This window comes from Caballeronia telluris, assembly GCF_001544495.1.
GTDB classification, from domain to species: Bacteria; Pseudomonadota; Gammaproteobacteria; order Burkholderiales; family Burkholderiaceae; genus Caballeronia; species Caballeronia telluris.
Window position 1 is genome coordinate 197,122 of sequence record NZ_FCNZ02000011.1, and the last position, 16,203, is coordinate 213,324.

Annotated in this window: 16 protein-coding genes; 7 read left to right on the forward strand and 9 right to left on the reverse strand. The window is 65.4% G+C overall.

Features of this window, described 5'->3' with window-relative positions; genetic code table 11:
- Nucleotides 1–186: 186 nt before the first annotated feature.
- On the reverse strand, nucleotides 187–609 hold the full coding sequence (locus AWB66_RS16455) for a hypothetical protein (RefSeq protein ID WP_062633005.1): 423 nt from the start codon (nucleotides 607–609) through the stop codon (nucleotides 187–189).
- 356 nt (nucleotides 610–965) lie between these two features.
- On the opposite strand from AWB66_RS16455, the gene AWB66_RS16460 reads away from it, so the two are divergent.
- On the forward strand, nucleotides 966–2,183 hold the full coding sequence (locus tag AWB66_RS16460) for an EAL domain-containing protein (protein WP_087631208.1): 1,218 nt from the start codon (nucleotides 966–968) through the stop codon (nucleotides 2,181–2,183).
- On the opposite strand, the gene pip is transcribed toward AWB66_RS16460, so the two are convergent.
- Nucleotides 2,180–3,163 (reverse strand): prolyl aminopeptidase, encoded by a 984-nt coding sequence (gene pip / locus AWB66_RS16465; protein ID WP_087631207.1) that lies wholly within the window; start codon nucleotides 3,161–3,163, stop codon nucleotides 2,180–2,182. The two genes, AWB66_RS16460 and pip, sit on opposite strands and share 4 nt — an antisense overlap.
- Nucleotides 3,164–3,301: 138 nt before the next feature.
- Between pip and AWB66_RS16470 the strand changes: the two genes are divergently transcribed.
- The gene (locus tag AWB66_RS16470) at nucleotides 3,302–4,015 is read left to right on the forward strand and encodes a lysophospholipid acyltransferase family protein (RefSeq protein WP_087631206.1); all 714 of its coding nucleotides are present in this window, start codon (nucleotides 3,302–3,304) and stop codon (nucleotides 4,013–4,015) included.
- An 11-nt stretch (nucleotides 4,016–4,026) separates the two neighbouring features.
- Here the strand turns inward: AWB66_RS16470 and AWB66_RS16475 are convergent, their stop codons facing one another.
- Together AWB66_RS16475 and pcaQ are read right to left on the reverse strand one after the other, a co-directional pair.
- Nucleotides 4,027–4,395 carry a response regulator transcription factor gene (locus AWB66_RS16475; protein ID WP_235021130.1) on the reverse strand — a complete coding sequence of 123 codons (369 nt, stop codon included), beginning with the start codon at nucleotides 4,393–4,395 and terminating at the stop codon, nucleotides 4,027–4,029.
- 199 nt (nucleotides 4,396–4,594) lie between these two features.
- Complete coding sequence (pcaQ, locus tag AWB66_RS16480; RefSeq protein ID WP_087631204.1) at nucleotides 4,595–5,533, reverse strand: pca operon transcription factor PcaQ; 939 nt, start codon at nucleotides 5,531–5,533, stop codon at nucleotides 4,595–4,597.
- Nucleotides 5,534–5,644: 111 nt separating this feature from the next.
- Between pcaQ and pcaH the strand changes: the two genes are divergently transcribed.
- The 3 genes from pcaH to AWB66_RS16495 all read left to right on the forward strand — a co-directional run bounded on the left by pcaH (nucleotide 5,645) and on the right by AWB66_RS16495 (nucleotide 7,366).
- On the forward strand, nucleotides 5,645–6,349 hold the full coding sequence (gene pcaH / locus AWB66_RS16485; RefSeq protein WP_087631203.1) for a protocatechuate 3,4-dioxygenase subunit beta: 705 nt from the start codon (nucleotides 5,645–5,647) through the stop codon (nucleotides 6,347–6,349).
- Nucleotides 6,350–6,352: 3 nt separating this feature from the next.
- Nucleotides 6,353–6,943: a protocatechuate 3,4-dioxygenase subunit alpha gene (gene pcaG / locus AWB66_RS16490; RefSeq protein ID WP_087631202.1), complete on the forward strand. Its 591-nt coding sequence runs from the start codon at nucleotides 6,353–6,355 to the stop codon at nucleotides 6,941–6,943.
- A 93-nt stretch (nucleotides 6,944–7,036) separates the two neighbouring features.
- Complete coding sequence (locus AWB66_RS16495; protein WP_087631201.1) at nucleotides 7,037–7,366, forward strand: DUF2288 domain-containing protein; 330 nt, start codon at nucleotides 7,037–7,039, stop codon at nucleotides 7,364–7,366.
- On the opposite strand, the gene AWB66_RS16500 is transcribed toward AWB66_RS16495, so the two are convergent.
- Together AWB66_RS16500 and AWB66_RS16505 are read right to left on the reverse strand one after the other, a co-directional pair.
- Nucleotides 7,363–8,409, reverse strand: a complete 1,047-nt coding sequence (locus AWB66_RS16500; protein WP_235021129.1) for a potassium channel family protein — start codon at nucleotides 8,407–8,409, stop codon at nucleotides 7,363–7,365. The genes AWB66_RS16495 and AWB66_RS16500 overlap by 4 nt on opposite strands.
- 122 nt (nucleotides 8,410–8,531) lie before the next feature.
- Complete coding sequence (locus tag AWB66_RS16505; RefSeq protein WP_087631275.1) at nucleotides 8,532–9,587, reverse strand: AI-2E family transporter; 1,056 nt, start codon at nucleotides 9,585–9,587, stop codon at nucleotides 8,532–8,534.
- Nucleotides 9,588–9,961: 374 nt separating this feature from the next.
- Here AWB66_RS16505 and AWB66_RS16510 point away from each other — a divergent pair, with 374 nt between their 5' ends.
- Complete coding sequence (locus AWB66_RS16510) at nucleotides 9,962–10,342, forward strand: OmpA family protein (protein WP_235021128.1); 381 nt, start codon at nucleotides 9,962–9,964, stop codon at nucleotides 10,340–10,342.
- Here AWB66_RS16510 and AWB66_RS16515 read toward each other — a convergent pair.
- The 3 genes from AWB66_RS16515 to AWB66_RS16525 are packed head-to-tail and all read right to left on the reverse strand — an operon-like array spanning nucleotide 10,326 to nucleotide 15,162.
- Nucleotides 10,326–12,335 (reverse strand): acetyl/propionyl/methylcrotonyl-CoA carboxylase subunit alpha, encoded by a 2,010-nt coding sequence (locus AWB66_RS16515; RefSeq protein ID WP_087631199.1) that lies wholly within the window; start codon nucleotides 12,333–12,335, stop codon nucleotides 10,326–10,328. The two genes, AWB66_RS16510 and AWB66_RS16515, sit on opposite strands and share 17 nt — an antisense overlap.
- 28 nt (nucleotides 12,336–12,363) lie before the next feature.
- A complete protein-coding gene (locus AWB66_RS16520) occupies nucleotides 12,364–13,971 on the reverse strand; it encodes a carboxyl transferase domain-containing protein (protein ID WP_087631198.1) in 1,608 nt (535 codons plus the stop codon).
- Between the two features lie 9 nt (nucleotides 13,972–13,980).
- Nucleotides 13,981–15,162, reverse strand: coding sequence for an isovaleryl-CoA dehydrogenase (locus tag AWB66_RS16525; RefSeq protein WP_087631197.1), 1,182 nt, complete (start codon nucleotides 15,160–15,162; stop codon nucleotides 13,981–13,983).
- Between the two features lie 161 nt (nucleotides 15,163–15,323).
- Here AWB66_RS16525 and AWB66_RS16530 point away from each other — a divergent pair, with 161 nt between their 5' ends.
- On the forward strand, nucleotides 15,324–16,049 hold the full coding sequence (locus AWB66_RS16530; RefSeq protein ID WP_087631196.1) for a TetR/AcrR family transcriptional regulator: 726 nt from the start codon (nucleotides 15,324–15,326) through the stop codon (nucleotides 16,047–16,049).
- The last annotated feature ends 154 nt before the right edge of the window (nucleotides 16,050–16,203 follow it).

A 16,203-nucleotide genomic window follows, 5' to 3' on the forward strand; every position in this document is an offset into this window, starting at 1 on the left:
AATCCGTTCGTCTAAATAGAAAAGCAAACGATTGCGCTATCGCCCGAGAAGAAAATGATTCGCCGATATACGAAACGACGCGCACACGAAAGGTGAGGATTTACGGGAGGAACAGGGAAGAAAAATGCGCAAAATAAAAACGGCTCCGCGAGGGGAGCCGTTCAGTGTGCAAAAAGTGGGATTCGGTCAGTCTTCGTCGTCGAGCCAGGGGATGTCGACGTCGGTGATGAACGCGACCATCGCGAGCGGCCGCCCTTCCTGACGCCCGATCTTGCCGTCCGCGCGTTGCCACTCGCAGCGGAAGATCGTCGCCGGCGTGTCGGCCAACAAGGTAATGGTGCGCACTTCGTCCGGATCGGTGTCCTCGACCGGGCCGTCGAGCGATATCAGCAGTTGCTGCGGCCACATGCCGTCGACGGGATCGTAGATCTTGTCGCCGTCGTGAATCACGACGAACGCTTCCACGCCGATCGTCGACGATGCCTCGACGATCATCTTGCCGAGTGCGCGCAGCACCGCGGTCGCGCGCGCCGAGTTGGCCTGCCGGATGGCGAGGTCGCCGCGCGTGAGCGCCTGCTCGAGTTTCGGATTGGTTTTTTGTTGCGCCATCGAATCGCCTCGCTGTCTTCAATTGACCGTTCGACGGGCCTCGCCCGTCTTCGTCTTGGTTGCAGGCGCGATCCTACCATTTGCCCTCTCAAAGATAGGATGCGCGCCACGCCGGGGCAATTTTTTGTGCGTGCCGGCCTCGCCCGTTCAACGGGACGAAAAACCGCGACGAGCACAGCGCGCTCAAGTCCGCGCCCGTCCGACCGATAACGTGTGTATCGAAATCTCCGGATCAGGCTGGGCTCGCGCCGCACGCGCCGGGCCATGCGGCCATTCATCATGTTCGAGCGTCCTCGCATGCTGCGTCTGCCCTCGCCGTTTAGCCGCCGTACCGTCGCGCGTCGCGGGCGTCCGGCGTGACGCACGCCGCGCATACCTTCGACGGCATCGCGCTCGCCTCGTACCTGCAGCCGATCTTCAGCCTGCCGCACCAGCGCGCGGTCGGCTACGAGGCGCTGCTGCGCGGGATCGCGCCGTCCGCGCCGCCTATCGAGCCGTTCGACCTGTTCGGCAAGGCGATCGTCGAAGGCTCGGTCGCGCTGCTGGATCGCACGAGCCATGCCACGCACCTCGCCAGTGCAGCAACGCGCCTGCCCGCCGCGACCTGGCTTTTTCTGAACATCAATCCGTCGACGTTCACGGACGCCGCCTACGCGGCCGAACTCGCCGCGCTCGCGCGCGCGTGCGGGCTTGCGCCGGAGCGCATCGTGATCGAAGTGCTGGAATCGGGCGGCACCGAGCTTGCCCGGATCGCCCAAGCGACGCACGCGTTCCGCTCGCAGGGCTTTCTCGTCGCCGTCGACGACTTCGGCGCCGGCCATTCGAACATCGACCGGCTGCTGACGCTTCGGCCCGACATCGTCAAGCTGGACCGCAGCCTCGTGCGCACGCAGGCCGCCCATCTGCGCGACGCGCTGCTGCCGAAGCTCGTCGGCCTGTTGCACGAGTCGGGCATGTTCGTGGTGGCCGAAGGCATCGAGACGGAGCAGGACCTGCTGCTCGCGGCACGTTCAAATGTGGATTTCGTGCAGGGCTATCTGTTCGGCCGGCCCGCGCCGGAGCTCGTCCAGACGGCGTCGGCGGCGATGCTCTTCGAGACCGTCTTCGATACGCTCACGCAGATGCGCCACGCCGAGCGCCTCGCGAGCGATCTCCTTCTGACGCCGTACCGCTCGCAACTGGAGGACGCCATCGCGCGCCTCTCGGACGGCGCGTCGACCGAGGCCGCATGCGCCGCGCTGCTCGCCTTGCCTTGCACGTCGAACTGCTTCTTTCTCGACCAGCGCGGCCGCGCGTTCTCGCCCGCGCTGCCCGGCGCGGCCGCGCGGCCTGCCGGCGAGCGGTTCGCGCCGATCGCCGATCCGTCGACGGGACGCTGGGACAACCGCGCCTATTTCGCCGACGCCCTCGCCTCGCGCGAACAGCTGATCGCGAGCGCGCCGTATCTGTCGGTGACGGGCGCGTCGCTGTGCGTGACGCTGACGGTCGCGGTGCGCTATCGCGGCGCGTGGATCGTCGTGGGCACGGATATCGACTGGCAGAAGCTCTCCACGCAGGCCGCCGCGATTCTCTAGGCAAGCGCCTTCGACAGCGCTTCGCCGCTCGCGCGCAAAGCGGCGACGTTGCCCGGCTCGAAGGTCCAGTGGCCGGCGGCATCGACGATGGAAAGCTCCGCGCCGGGCCAACGCTCCGCGAGTTCGAGCGCCTGATCGGCCGGGCAGACCATGTCGAAGCGGCCATGCACGATATGACACGGCAGATGCGCGATCGCCGGCACGCGCGGCAGCAACGGCTCGGGCGGCAACTCGTTTGCCATGTAGTGACGTTCGAGCAGCGCCATCGAGACAGCCGGCGCATTGGATTCGCCGGTTTCCTTTTTCTCTTCTGCCGGTTTTTCCTGCGCCGGCGCCGGCTTGTTCACGACCGACAGCGTCGTCTCGTACGCCGTCCACGCGCGCGCGAGCCGGGTGCCGGCATCGTCGAAGCGCACGAGCGGCGCTTCCGCGAGCGTCAGAATCTCCCCGGCGCTGCGCGGACGCTGGCCGCACGCCGCTTCGATCGCATCGAGAAAGCGGCGGTGCGCGTCCGGGAACACGCGGCGCACGTCCCACAGGAACCAGTCGATGTCTTCGCGCCGCGCGAGAAACACCCCCCGCAGCAGGAAGCCGAGACAGCGCGCCGGATGCGCGATGCCGTATGCGAGACCGAGCGTCGTGCCCCACGAGCCGCCGAAGAGCGCCCACTTGTCGATGCCGAGCGCGACGCGCAGCTTCTCCATGTCGCCGACGAGCGCGTCGATGCCGTTGTGTTCGAGCTTGCCGAACGGCGTGGACTTGCCGCAGCCGCGCTGGTCGAAGAAGACGATCCGCCACTTCGACGCATCGAGCACCTCGGCCCACTTGACGTTCATCGCGCCGCCCGGCCCGCCGTGCACGACGAGCATCGACGGCATGTCGCGCGGACCCTGCGCGCGCCAGTAGATCGCGTGGCCTTCACCGACGTCGAGCATGCCTTCTTCGAAATCGACGGGTTGGGCTGTCGACTCTTGCACCATGGATTCTCCTTCGACTGAAACAAGCGTATGTGCCGCAGCATAAGCCATCGGGCCAGACACGCGCCGCCTGTCGGGCTATGCTTCGGGTGGTCGCGCGAGACGCGATCCTTACCTCTTCCTTTCTTTCAAAGCGTTTCGATGCACCGAACATTCGTCAAGCGGCTTTTCTCCACTTATCTTCTCGGCAGCGGCATCGTCTGGTCGATCCTGATTCTGCCTCTGTTTCCGTTCGTCGGACGGCGCGGCCGCTACTGGCTTGCGAGGCTCTGGTGCCGCGCGATGGTCGCGATGCTGCGCGTGATCTGCGGCATCACGTGTTCGGTCGAAGGGCTCGAACATCTGCCGGACGGGCCGTTCATCATGCTGTGCCGCCATGAATCGACCTGGGAAACGCTCGCGTTCATGGCGCTCTTTCCGCGCCGCATCAGCTTCGTTTTCAAGCGCGAACTCAAGCGCGTGCCGTTCTTCGGCTGGGTGCTGGTCGGACTGGATATGGTGAGCCTCGATCGCGGATCGCTGCGGCAGGCGCATCAGGCCGTCACGCGCGAATGCGCCGACAAGCTCGCAAAAGGCGACGCCGTGGTGATCTTTCCTGAAGGCACGCGCGTGGCACACGACGCGCCGCTCAAGCTCGCGTCGGGCGGCGTGCGGCTCGCCTGCGCGACGCGGGTGCCGGTGGTGCCGGTCGTGCACGATGCGGGCAAAGTCTGGCCGGCGAAGGGTTGGCCCGAGGGACCGGGACACATCCGCGTGATCGTCACGCCGACGCTGCCGCTCGACTGCACGATTCCGCAGGAATTGAACAAGCTCGCGCAAGCGCAGATGGACGAGGCGCTCGCGGCATTGCGATAAGCCGCAAGCGTTCAGTAAAGCGGCCGCGCTTTCGCGGCGCAGAGCCGGTTGACCGCCGAAAGCAGCGTCTCCATGTCGACGGGCTTTTGCAGATAGCCGTCGTAGCTCACGAACGCCGGCGGATTCGGGTGACCCGAAATCATCAGGAAGGGAATCCTTGCAAACGCCGTGTCGTTTTTCATTGTCTGGCACAGCAGCGCGCCGCCTAAGCCCGGCATCATCCAGTCGGACACGACGATGTCGACGGGATGCTCCGCGAGAAGCGCGAGCGCCGCATTGCCGTCGTAGGCGCAAAGCACCGCGCAATCCGCGTCCTGCATGCAGATCGTCCAGGCTTCGATGGTGGCGGGGTCGTCGTCGACGAGCAATACGGTCTTCATCTTCCTTAAAGCTGACGGCAGGTTGACAACCAGATTCACAGCGCTAAAGCGGCCGGCGGCGCGCTCTGCCATCTGACCGCGGGACACGTCGTTTGTTGCACCAGTATCGCCCGAAAACGCCATACGCGCCGATTTCGTCGCAGCATTGAACGCACCCGGTAACTTGTGCTCCGCGCCCCCGCGTCGCACGCCGCACCGGCTATTTCGTACCGATGCGCGCGCGGCCCGCGTCGCGAATCGCATCGATCAAACTTTCCTCGACGGGCGTGCGCGCGGCGTCGGTGCGGCGGATCAGGCCGATGGGTTCGTCGGTGCCCGCGAACGGCATCGCGAGCGCGGCGAGCAGCCCGAACGCGATGTCGCGCTCGACGGCGCCCGCCGGCACGAACCAGACGGCATCGTTGTTGAGCGCGAGCGCACGCCCGAGCGACACCGACAGCGTCTCCACGAACGCCGTCAGCGCGTGCGCGCCGAAGGCCGTCAGCACGCTCTCCGCCGACTGCCGGATCAACGTGCCGAACGGCGGCACGACGACGGGAAAGCGCGCGAGCAGCGCGGGCGTGAGCGGCGCCTCCAGCGTGAGCGGATGCTCGCGCCGCACGACGACCGCAAGCGGCTCGCGATACACCTGCTCAAACGATAGCCCGTGCATGCCTTCCGGATCGGACACGCGCCCGATCACGAAATCTACTTCGCCCGCTTTCAGCCGCGCGAGGAGCTGCGCGTTCGCATCGGTCCACACGCTCACGGACACCGCCGGCCATTGCGCCCGGAACTCTGCCAGCGCGCGCGGCAGGAGCGCGGTCGCCACGGTCGGCAAGATGCCGATCGCGACCGACCCCGGCACGTCGCCGCTTTCGCGCAGCAGCACATCGACGCCCTCGCGCAGCGCCGCCACGCACGCGCTCGCATGCGGCGCGAAGAGACGCCCCTCGCGCGTCGGCACGGCACCGCGGCGACCACGCTCGAAGAGCCGGACGCCTAGAATGGATTCGAGTTCGCTGAGCGTCTTCGATACCGCCGGCTGGGTGATCGACAGACTGTCGGCGGCTCGCTGGACGCTGCCTAGCTGCGTCACGGCCAGGAAACACTGGAGATGACGGAATTTGACGCGCGTATTGGTGAGGTCGTTATCCATGACGAATCGTTATGGCAGGAGGCATAAAACGTCATTTTCCATAACTTCGAAGCTTCGTTAAAGTAGTCTTCAGCAATATCCCATTGACCACACATAACAGGAGACAGTCGAATGACCTCATCGATCCTCACACCGCGCGACTGGGAATCGCATCCGCCCTACTGCTCGCCGGGATACCGCTCTTCCGTGCTGCGCAGCCCGTCGCGACCGCTGATCCCGCTGAAGGAAAACCTGCGCGACCGTCGCGTGCCGGTGTACGGCGCCGAAGACCTCGGCGCGCTCGACAACGACCTCACGAAGAACGCAGCGAAGAACGGCGATCCGCTCGGCGAACGCATCATCGTGACGGGCCGTGTGCTGGACGAAGGCGGCCGCCCGGTGCGCAAGACGCTGGTCGAGATCTGGCAGGCGAACGCCGCCGGACGCTACGTCCACAAGGCGGACCAGCACGACGCCCCGCTCGATCCGAACTTCCTCGGCGCGGGCCGCTGCATCACCGACAACGAAGGCCGCTATCGCTTTCTCACTATCAAGCCGGGCGCGTACCCGTGGGGCAATCACCCGAACGCCTGGCGGCCGAACCACATCCACTTCTCGCTTTTCGGCGAGTACTTCGGCTCGCGCCTCGTCACGCAGATGTACTTCCCCGGCGATCCGCTGCTCGCGCTCGACCCGATCTACCAGGGCATTCCGGAGCAATCGCGCGAACGCCTGGTCTCGCGCTTTTCCATCGACACGACGGAAGAAGCCTATGCGCTCGGCTACGAATTCGACATCGTGCTGCGCGGCCCTGACCAAACCCCGACGGAGGCCTGAACCATGACCGCACTGAAACAGACCCCCTCGCAGACGGTCGGACCGTACTTCGCCTACGGCCTGTGCCCCGAGCAGTACAACTTCGACCTGAAGAGCCTCTTCACGCCGTCGATCGCGGACCGCGAAGCGACGGGCGAGCATATTTCGATTGTCGGCAACGTGTACGACGGCGAAGGCAAGGTGGTCGGCGACGCCGTCATCGAAATGGCGCAGGCCGATTCGACCGGGCATTACGTCCAGACCGTCGAGGAAGCGCGCAAGTCGGGCTTTCGCGGGTTCGCGCGCGTGGGCACCGGCACGGACCCGAAGCTGCGCTTCGTCGTGGACACGGTGAAACCCGGCAAGACCGGCGACGACACCGCGCCGCACATCGACGTCATCGTGCTGATGCGCGGCATGCTGCTGCACGCGTACACGCGCCTCTACTTCGACGACGAAAGCGAAGCCAACGCGAAGGACACCGTGCTCGCGAGCGTTCCCGAAGAACGCCGCGCCACGCTGATCGCGAAGCGCGAGCCGGGCACGTCGAGCACGATCTACCGTTTCGACATTTATCTGCAAGGTCCGCAGGAGACCGTTTTCTTCGATCTCTGATGCTGCATCGGGGCGCGCGATGGCAGGGGCGTCCGGCACATGGTTTATAGTGTCGGACGCATCAAATCCGACTCATTTCGACGCCCCGCCGCCATGTCCGACGCACCTTCCCCCTCCCCGCTCTACGTCAAGCTCCTCGGCGAAACCGCGCAGATCGGCTGGTCCGAACTCGAGCGCTTTTTCGCGCGCGGCGTGCTCATCAAGGTCGCGCGCGATCTCGACCTCGTGAGCGTTGCCGAAAGCGTCGCCAGCGACGATACGAAACAGGTCGCGCAATGGCTGTCGGCCGGGCTGATCGAACGCGTTCAGGCCGAAACGGCCGCCGATTTCGCCGCGCGCGATCCGGAATTGTGGGCCGTCGTGGTGTCGCCGTGGGTGTGCATGCAGGAGCGCGCCGGCAAGCCGTCGCAAGCGGCGAACTAGGCCGCCGGCTTCCCCTCGCCCCGCGACGAGCGGATCATCACGAGCGTATCGCCCGCCTCGATCGCGACGTGCGGGTCTTCGTAGAACTCCATCACTTTTCCGTCGCGCGCGAGTCCCACGACGATCGCGCCCTTCACCTCGTTGGTCATCTGCCCGATCTCCGCGGGCAACGCCACGCGTTCGAGCAGCGTGACGCGTCCGCGCGCCTGCAACATGTCGGACACGAACGGCACGACGTAGCGCGTTTCCACCGCATCGGCGAGCAGCAGGCCGCCGATCTTCGTCGACGAAACGATCACGTCGGCGCCCGCCTGCCGCAACTGCCGCTGGAACACGTGCTCCTGAACCCGCACGACGATCTTCACCTTCGGCGCGAAGCTGCGCACCGAGAGCGTGACGAGGATCGCGGTCGGATCGTCGGTAACGGCGACGATCACCGCATGCGCCCGCGCGACCTGCGCCTCGCGCAGGATGTCCTCGCGCGACGGATCGCCGAGCAGGCCCGTCACGCCGACCGACGTCGCCGCCTCCAGCGCGGCCTCGCTGGTGTCGATCACGATGATGCGGCGCGCGTCGGTGCCGCTTTCCAGCAGTTCGCGCACGGCGATCGACCCGGCAAGCCCGTAGCCGCACACGAGAATGTGGTCGCGCAGGTTTCGTTGCAGACGCTTCATGCGATATTCCTCGACGATGCGCTGGATCACCAGTTGGTACGCGGTGCCCAGGAAGATGAACCAGATGATGACGCGGATCGGCATGATGAGCAGCGCATCGACGAGACGCGCGCGCGCCGTCACCGGCACGATGTCGCCATAGCCGACGGTCGCGACCGTCACCATCGTGAAATAGACGACGTCGACCAGATTCATCGGTTCGTTGGGCGGCTTCGACGCGTCGCGCAAACCGTCCCGGTCGATGTAGAGAATGGCGAACGCGAGCAGGCACAGCGCGAACACCAGGTAGATGCGCCGCAACAGCAGGCGTTGCGGCGAGACGGCCGGGCGCGTGAAGAGCATGCGCGCGTGCCGCGGCTGCCACGGCATGCGCGCGCTGCGCGGCAAGCGCGGGCGCGGTTTCGGCGAGGGTCGCGCAGAAGACAAGTCAGTCGCTCGAAGGGTTCCGGGATCGGGAGATTCTACCGCCTGAAAGCCGTCCGACCGGCGCTTCATCGCACCCAGTCGGTCCAGAGCACGACGAGGATCGTCATCAGCGCCGGGCCGATGAAAAGCCCGATCAGCCCGAACGTCTCGGCGCCGCCGAGAATCCCGAACAGCACGAGCAGGAACGGCAGGCGCGCCGATCCGCCGATCAGCACCGGCCGCACGAAATGCTCCGCGATGAACACCACCACGAGCCCGAACGCCGCGACGCCGATCGCCGCCCCCATCGCGCCTTGCGCGAGCAGCCACAGCGCCGAGCCGAGGAAAACGATCGGCGCGCAGAACGGCAGCATCGCCGCGACGGCGGTCAGCATGCCGAGCAGCGTCGCGTGCGGCACGCCGGTGATCGCGTAGGCAATGCCGAGGAGCGCGCCCTCGCCCAGCCCCACGACGACGAGACCCACGACCGTGCTGCGCACCGAGTCGGCCATGCGGCGCGCGAGCATCGCGCCCTCGGCGCCGAACGCGCGCCGCGACGCCGCGAACAGTTGCTCGCCGAGCCTCGACCCCGCCTGAAAGATGAAGAACAGCGTGACGAGCATGAACCCGAAAATGATGAGACCGTGCACGAGCCGCCCGCCGAAGTGGCGCGTCATCTCGACGAAGGTCGCGCTGTGCAGCTTCTGCACCGCCGGGGACGATTCGAGCGGTGTCGCCAGATTCGCCGACCACCACGACGCGACCTGCTGCGAGCCCATCGGCAGGCGCTGGACCCACTCGGGCAGCGCGATGCCGGAGCGCAGCACGTCATGGAACCAGCGCAGCGTGTCGCGCGCTTCGCTCGCCGCCTGCGTCGCGACGATCACGAACGGCCCGACGAACAACAGCCCGACGGCCACCGTCAGGCCGATGGCGAGCAGCGACGTGTGCCGGCCAAGCCACGGCCGGCGCGTGAGCCAGCCGAAGGCGGGCCACAGCGCGATCGCGATCACGGCGGCCCAGACGACCGCAGGGATGAACGACCTCATCGTCCAGAGCGCCAGCGCGACGAGCGCGGCGTAAAGCACCGCCGATGCCGACCGTTGCAGGCGCTTCGCGCGGACTTCCTCTTCGGTGGACATGTGCTCGTGTTGGATCATTGCGTGGATTCGGGTGCGCGTGGTTCGGGAAGGACGGCGCGCCGGCCAGGTCCGGCGCGCGCTGCATTGTATGCTCACGCTCGTAAGGATGGATCGCGCGTCGTCGGCTGGTCAGCCGTGCGCCCATGTTCTTTTACAAAGTGCGGCGGTCCATTACATATAATCAGACCTAACTTGCTTCGGGCAATCCGCTACGTAAGGTCGTTGTGACAGCCATTCGAACCATCAGCAGCTTGTGTGTCCTCTCCGTTTTCGTCGCCGGCTGCTCGTCCGGTCTCGACCGGTCGCGTGAAGACGCCCTGAACGCCCGATACGGCGTCGTCCTGCATCCGGGTAAGGATGGCGTGGAGATGCGCATGTCCGAAGCGACGCTCTTCGAGACCGACGACGCGGCCATCCGCCCCGCGAGCGCGCCCATGCTCGACCGCGCCGCCGCGCTCCTCAAGCGCAGTTCGCGGCCAATCCTGGTCGAAGGCCATACCGACAACGAAGGCACGCGCGCGTATAACGACTCGCTTTCCGCGGCGCGCGCCGAGGCGGTCGCTGATGCGCTCGTTGCACGCGGCGTGCCTGCCGCGCGCATCAGGACGAAGGGAATGGCCTACCTCCAGCCGATCGCCAGTAACAACACGCCCGAAGGGCGTGCGTTGAACCGGCGCGTGGAGATTCTGGTCAAGGCGGAGACGACGGAAACGCTGGTCGGTCCGCGCAAGCCGACGCTCAACTGGCTTCCATGACGAGCAGTTGGGCGCCGTCGGCAACCTGGTCGCCGACGCTGAAGAGAATCTCGCCGACCTTGCCGCCCGAAGGCGCGACGATCGTGTGCTCCATCTTCATCGCCTCCATCACGAGCAGCGGCGCGCCCTTTTCCACCGATGCCCCCGTTTCCACCAGCACCGCGATGACCTTGCCCGGCATCGGCGCGGTCAGACGCCCTTCGTGCTCGGCGTCGGCGGCGTGGGCCATCAGGTTCTGCCATTCGAACGCGAGCGATGCGCCCTGATAGAACACGTGAAAAACGTCGCCGTCGATGAACACGCGGCCCTTGATGAGCGTGTCGTCGAGCAGCACCGCGAACGTATGCGGCTCGTCTCCATGCGACCAGTCGAAGCGCACGCTTTCGCCGAGCAGTTCGAGGCGCTTGTCGTTGACGTGCATCGCCGTCGATTCGCGCGTGAACACCGCTTGCAGCGTTTCATCGGTGGCGATCGCGCGCCAGTTCAGGTCCTGCGCGTAGCCGCCCGCCATGCGCCAGTGCGACAGCGCGTCCCACGGAGAGTTGCCGTGCGCCTCGCCGCCTTCGCGGGTCAGCAAGGCGGCGCAGGCCAGCGCGAGCGCTGCTTTCTGCGGCACGGTCGACGGTGCGAACAGCGTGTCGTGATGACGCTCGATCAGGCCGGTGTCGAGATCGCCCGTCGAGAACGGCTCGCTCGCGACGATCCGCTGCAAGAACTCGACGTTCGTGTGCGGCCCGATCACTTCGAATTCACGCAACGCGCGCGCCATCAGCGCGAGCGCATCGGCGCGGTCGCGACCGTGCACGATCAGCTTGGCGATCATCGGATCGTAGAACGGCGTGATGGTGTCGCCTTCGCGCACACCGCTGTCGATACGAACGTTGCCGCTTATCGTGAACTGATCCGACTGCGGCATGCGCAGATGCTTGAGCGTGCCCGTCGACGGTAAAAATCCGCGCGACGGATTTTCCGCATAGATGCGCGCTTCGATCGCGTGGCCGTCGACTTTCAGCTCCTGCTGTTTCAACGGCAGCGGCCCGCCCGACGCCACCTGCAACTGCCATTCGACGAGATCGAGACCCGTGACCATTTCCGTCACCGGATGCTCGACCTGCAAGCGCGTGTTCATCTCCATGAAATAGAACTGACCGTCCTGCGTCATGATGAATTCGACGGTGCCGGCGCCCACGTAATTCACCGCGCGCGCCGCGGCGACGGCGGCTTCGCCCATCGCGCGACGCACTTCATTGGAGAGACCCGGCGCGGGCGCTTCTTCCAGCACCTTCTGGTGCCGGCGCTGCACGGAGCAATCGCGATCGAAGAGATAGACAGCGCCACCGTGCTTGTCGGCGAAGACTTGCACTTCGACATGGCGCGGACGCAGCAGATACTTTTCGATCAACACGCGATCGTTGCCGAAACTCGACGCCGCCTCGCGCTTGCACGAAGCAAGCGCCGCCGCGAAGTCCGCGCTCTTTTCGACGACGCGCATTCCCTTGCCGCCGCCGCCCGCGCTCGCTTTTAACAACACCGGATAACCGATGCGGTCCGCTTCGCGTTGCAGGAGCACGGCGTCCTGATCGTCGCCGTGATAGCCGGGGACGAGCGGCACCGACGCCGTCTGCATCAGCGCCTTGGCCGCCGCCTTCGATCCCATCGCGGAGATCGCCTCGACCGGCGGGCCGATGAACACCAGTCCCGCCTTGTCGCAGGCACGCGCGAAGTCCTCGTTTTCGGAAAGGAAACCGTAGCCCGGATGGATCGCCTGCGCGCCGGTTTTCAGCGCGGCGTCGATGATGCGTTCGATGCGCAAATAGCTTTCGCCCGCCGCCGCACCGCCGACGTGCACCGCTTCATCGCACACGGCGACGTGCTTCGCTTTCGCGTCGGCATCGGAATAGACGGCGACGCTCGCGATACCCATGCGCTTCGCCGTCGCCGCGACGCGGCACGCGATCTCGCCGCGGTTCGCGATCAGAATTTTGTTGAACATGGCTGAGCCTTGAGTAAAAGAGGGAGCATCACATCCGGAACACGCCGAAACGCGTGTCCTCGATGGGCGCGTTCATCGTCGCGGCGAGCCCGAGACCGAGCACGTCGCGCGTCTGCGCGGGATCGATCACGCCGTCGTCCCAGAGACGCGCGCTCGCGTAATACGGATGCCCCTGAAGCTCATACTGCTCGCGGATCGGCGCCTTGAACGCCTCCTCTTCTTCCTTCGACCAGCTTCCACCCTTGCCTTCGATGCCGTCACGCCGCACGGTCGCGAGCACCGACGCCGCCTGTTCGCCGCCCATCACCGAGATGCGCGCGTTCGGCCACATCCACAGGAAACGCGGCGAATACGCGCGGCCGCACATGCCGTAATTGCCCGCGCCGAACGAGCCGCCGATGATCACCGTGAACTTCGGCACTTTCGCCGTCGCCACGGCCGTCACCATTTTCGCGCCGTTCCTCGCGATGCCTTCGTTCTCGTACTTGCGCCCGACCATGAAGCCCGTGATGTTCTGCAAGAACACGAGCGGAATTTTGCGCTGGCAGCACAGTTCGATGAAATGCGCGCCCTTCAGCGCCGACTCCGAAAACAGGATGCCGTTGTTCGCGACGATCCCGACCGGATGGCCCCAGATATGCGCGAAACCGCAGACGAGCGTCGTGCCGTAGCGGGCCTTGAATTCGTCGAAGGCGGAATCGTCGACGATGCGCGCGATCACTTCGCGCACGTCGAAGGGCTTGCGGGTATCGACGGGAATCACGCCGTAGACGCTTTGCGGATCGTAGCGCGGCGGCAGCGGTTCTTTCAGCGCGAGCGGCGCCGTCTTCACGCGATTCAGATTCCCGACGATGCTCCGCGCGATGCCCAACGCATGCGCGTCGTTCTGCGCGAGATGATCGACGACGCCGGACAGACGCGTGTGCACGTCGCCGCCGCCGAGGTCTTCGGCGCTCACTTCCTCGCCGGTCGCGGCCTTCACCAAAGGCGGGCCGCCGAGGAAAATCGTGCCCTGATTCTTCACGATGATCGATTCGTCGCTCATCGCCGGGACATAGGCGCCGCCCGCCGTGCACGAACCCATCACGACCGCGATCTGCGCAATCCCCTGCGCCGACATGTTCGCCTGGTTGTAGAAGATGCGCCCAAAGTGATCGCGATCGGGGAACACGTCGTCCTGATTCGGCAGGTTCGCGCCGCCTGAATCGACGAGATACACGCACGGCAGCCGGTTCTGCTCCGCGATTTCCTGCGCGCGCAGATGCTTCTTGACCGTGACCGGATAGTAGGTGCCGCCCTTGACCGTCGCGTCGTTGCAGACGATCACGCACTCTTGTCCCGCGATGCGCCCGATGCCGGTGATGACGCCCGCGCCCGGCGCGTCGTCGTTGTACATGCCGTAGGCCGCGAGTTGCGACAGTTCCAGAAACGGCGTGCCCGGATCGAGCAGTTGCGCGATGCGATCGCGCGGCAGCAGCTTGTTGCGCGACACGTGCTTGTCGCGGGCCGCCTGTCCGCCACCGAGCGCGAGTTTGGCGACTTTTTCTTTCAGATCCGCGACGAGCGCTTCGAGCGCCGCCGCGTTCGTGCGGAACTCTTCGCCGCGCGGATTCAGTTTGGTTTCGATGATCGGCATGGCGCGCTCTTATGCCGTTTCAGCGAAGAGTTCGCGTCCGATCAGCATCCGGCGGATTTCGCTCGTGCCCGCGCCGATTTCATACAGCTTCGCATCGCGCCACAAACGTCCGACCGGATACTCGTTGATATAGCCGTTGCCGCCGAGAATCTGGATGGCTTCGCCGGCCATCCACGTCGCCTTTTCGGCGGTGTACAGAATCACGCCGGCGCAGTCCTTGCGCACTTGCCGGACGTGGCCTGAGCCGAGCGTATCGAGCTGGCGTCCGACCGCGTACAGATACGCGCGGCAGGCCTGCAAGGTCGTATAAAGATCGGCGACCTTGCCCTGAATCAGCTGGAATTCACCGATGGCCTGCCCGAACTGCTTGCGATCGTGGATATACGGCACGACCGCGTCCATGCACGCGAGCATGATGCCGGTGGGCCCGCCCGCCAGCACGGCGCGCTCGTAGTCGAGCCCGCTCATCAGCACTTTCGCCCCGCCGTTCAGTTGGCCGAGGATGTTCTCCTTCGGCACTTCGACATTCTCGAACACGAGTTCGCCCGTGTGCGAGCCGCGCATGCCGAGCTTGTCGAGCTTCTGCGCGACCGAAAAGCCCTTCATGCCCTTTTCGACGATGAACGCCGTGATGCCCTTCGCGCCCGCTTCGATGTCCGTCTTCGCGTAGACGACGAGCGTGTCGCAGTCCGGGCCGTTCGTGATCCACATCTTGGTGCCGTTGAGCACGTAGTGGTCGCCCTTTTCGTCGGCGCGCAGCTTCATGCTGACGACGTCCGAACCCGCGTTCGGCTCGCTCATCGCCAGTGCGCCGACGTGCTCGCCGGAAACGAGCTTCGGCAGGTACTTGCGCTTCTGCGCCTCGGTGCCGTTGCGGTGAAGCTGGTTCACGCACAGATTCGAATGCGCGCCATACGACAACCCGACCGACGCCGACGCCCGCGAAATCTCCTCCATCGCGACCATGTGCGCGGTGTAGCCCATGTTCGCGCCACCGTATTCCTCAGCGACCGTCATGCCGAGCACGCCCAGATCGCCGAATTTCTTCCAGAGGTCCATCGGGAATTGGTCCGTGCGGTCGATTTCGCCGGCGCGCGGCGCGATTTCCTTCGCGCAGAAGTTCGCGAGCGAATCGCGCAGCATGTCGATGTCTTCGCCCAGCGCGAAGTTCAGGCCCGGAACGTCATTCATGGGTGTCTCCTCCAGATTCAATGTTTTCGGCGCACCGTGAATATGAGTGCTGCTCACACAGCGCGCGCCTCGAGCGTGTTGACCAATTTCACGCTCAATTGCGCTGGCCGTCAACACATTTTTGAGCTACGCTCACATTTATTACCGTGCTTTCCCGCGCCATGTCCGCCCCTACCTCCGTATCCAGCCGACGCACGCCGTCGAGCGTCAAGTCGCAGCAGCGCGTGAAGGACATCCTTCAGGCGGGACGCGACGTCTTCGCCGAAAAAGGCTACGACGCTGCAACCAGCGCCGAGATTGCGCAGCGCGCGGGCATTTCCGAAGCGACGGTGTTCAGCTATTTCAGCGGCAAGCGCGAGTTGTGCGCCCGGGTGATCGCGGACTGGTACGACGAAATCATCCAGGCGTTCGAAACAGGCCTGCCGCGCGACGGCTCCGTGCGCCAGCAGTTCGCGTTCATCGTGAGGACGCATCTGCGGTTAATGCTCGTGAACGGCACGGGGCTGTGCTCGCTGGTGCTGTCGGAAGGACGCACGAAGCAGCACGATCTCAGCGACACGCTCACGGAATTGCAACGTCGCTACACCGCGCCGCTGATGAATGTGCTCGCGCGCGGGCAGGAACTCGGGCACGTGCGCGGCGACATTCCGCTGAGGCTGATGCGCTCGCTCGTCTTCGGGCCGATGGAGCATGTGCTGTGGGATGCCACGCTCGCGAAGCGTCGTCTGAGTCAGACTCAGATCGACACGACGGCGAACGAACTGATCGACGTGCTGTGGGCCGCGCTGCAACCGCCGGATGCGAACGCAGCGGCGCTCGCGCAATTCCGGCAAGACGTGGAGGACGCGTCGCGCCGTTTCGAAGAGGAAACCAGGCGCGCGACTTGATGAAGCGCGGCGCGAGCTTCGGCAGCAGCAGGCGCATGTCGTAGCCGCCCATGCGGCGGTCGTTTTCGGCAAAACACAGGTCGATCAGCGCCCCCGCCGAATCGCCGACATTCGTCGGGAAGTTCGGAACACGCTCGTTCGGGTCATATTTGCG

Bases quoted from the DNA above. Each gene is read 5' to 3' on its own strand.
- AWB66_RS16470 (WP_087631206.1), top strand. From the start codon at position 3,302: ATGCACCGAACATTCGTCAAGCGGCTTTTCTCCACTTATCTTCTCGGC.
- pip (WP_087631207.1), bottom strand. From the start codon at position 3,163: ATGGTGCAAGAGTCGACAGCCCAACCCGTCGATTTCGAAGAAGGCATG.
- AWB66_RS16455 (WP_062633005.1), bottom strand. From the start codon at position 609: ATGGCGCAACAAAAAACCAATCCGAAACTCGAGCAGGCGCTCACGCGC.
- pcaH (WP_087631203.1), top strand. From the start codon at position 5,645: ATGACCTCATCGATCCTCACACCGCGCGACTGGGAATCGCATCCGCCC.
- AWB66_RS16510 (WP_235021128.1), top strand. From the start codon at position 9,962: ATGTCCGAAGCGACGCTCTTCGAGACCGACGACGCGGCCATCCGCCCC.
- AWB66_RS16505 (WP_087631275.1), bottom strand. From the start codon at position 9,587: ATGTCCACCGAAGAGGAAGTCCGCGCGAAGCGCCTGCAACGGTCGGCA.
- pcaQ (WP_087631204.1), bottom strand. From the start codon at position 5,533: ATGGATAACGACCTCACCAATACGCGCGTCAAATTCCGTCATCTCCAG.
- AWB66_RS16495 (WP_087631201.1), top strand. From the start codon at position 7,037: ATGTCCGACGCACCTTCCCCCTCCCCGCTCTACGTCAAGCTCCTCGGC.
- AWB66_RS16525 (WP_087631197.1), bottom strand. From the start codon at position 15,162: ATGAATGACGTTCCGGGCCTGAACTTCGCGCTGGGCGAAGACATCGAC.
- AWB66_RS16520 (WP_087631198.1), bottom strand. From the start codon at position 13,971: ATGCCGATCATCGAAACCAAACTGAATCCGCGCGGCGAAGAGTTCCGC.
- AWB66_RS16500 (WP_235021129.1), bottom strand. From the start codon at position 8,409: ATGCCGTGGCAGCCGCGGCACGCGCGCATGCTCTTCACGCGCCCGGCC.
- AWB66_RS16475 (WP_235021130.1), bottom strand. From the start codon at position 4,395: ATGAAGACCGTATTGCTCGTCGACGACGACCCCGCCACCATCGAAGCC.
- pcaG (WP_087631202.1), top strand. From the start codon at position 6,353: ATGACCGCACTGAAACAGACCCCCTCGCAGACGGTCGGACCGTACTTC.
- AWB66_RS16530 (WP_087631196.1), top strand. From the start codon at position 15,324: ATGTCCGCCCCTACCTCCGTATCCAGCCGACGCACGCCGTCGAGCGTC.
- AWB66_RS16515 (WP_087631199.1), bottom strand. From the start codon at position 12,335: ATGTTCAACAAAATTCTGATCGCGAACCGCGGCGAGATCGCGTGCCGC.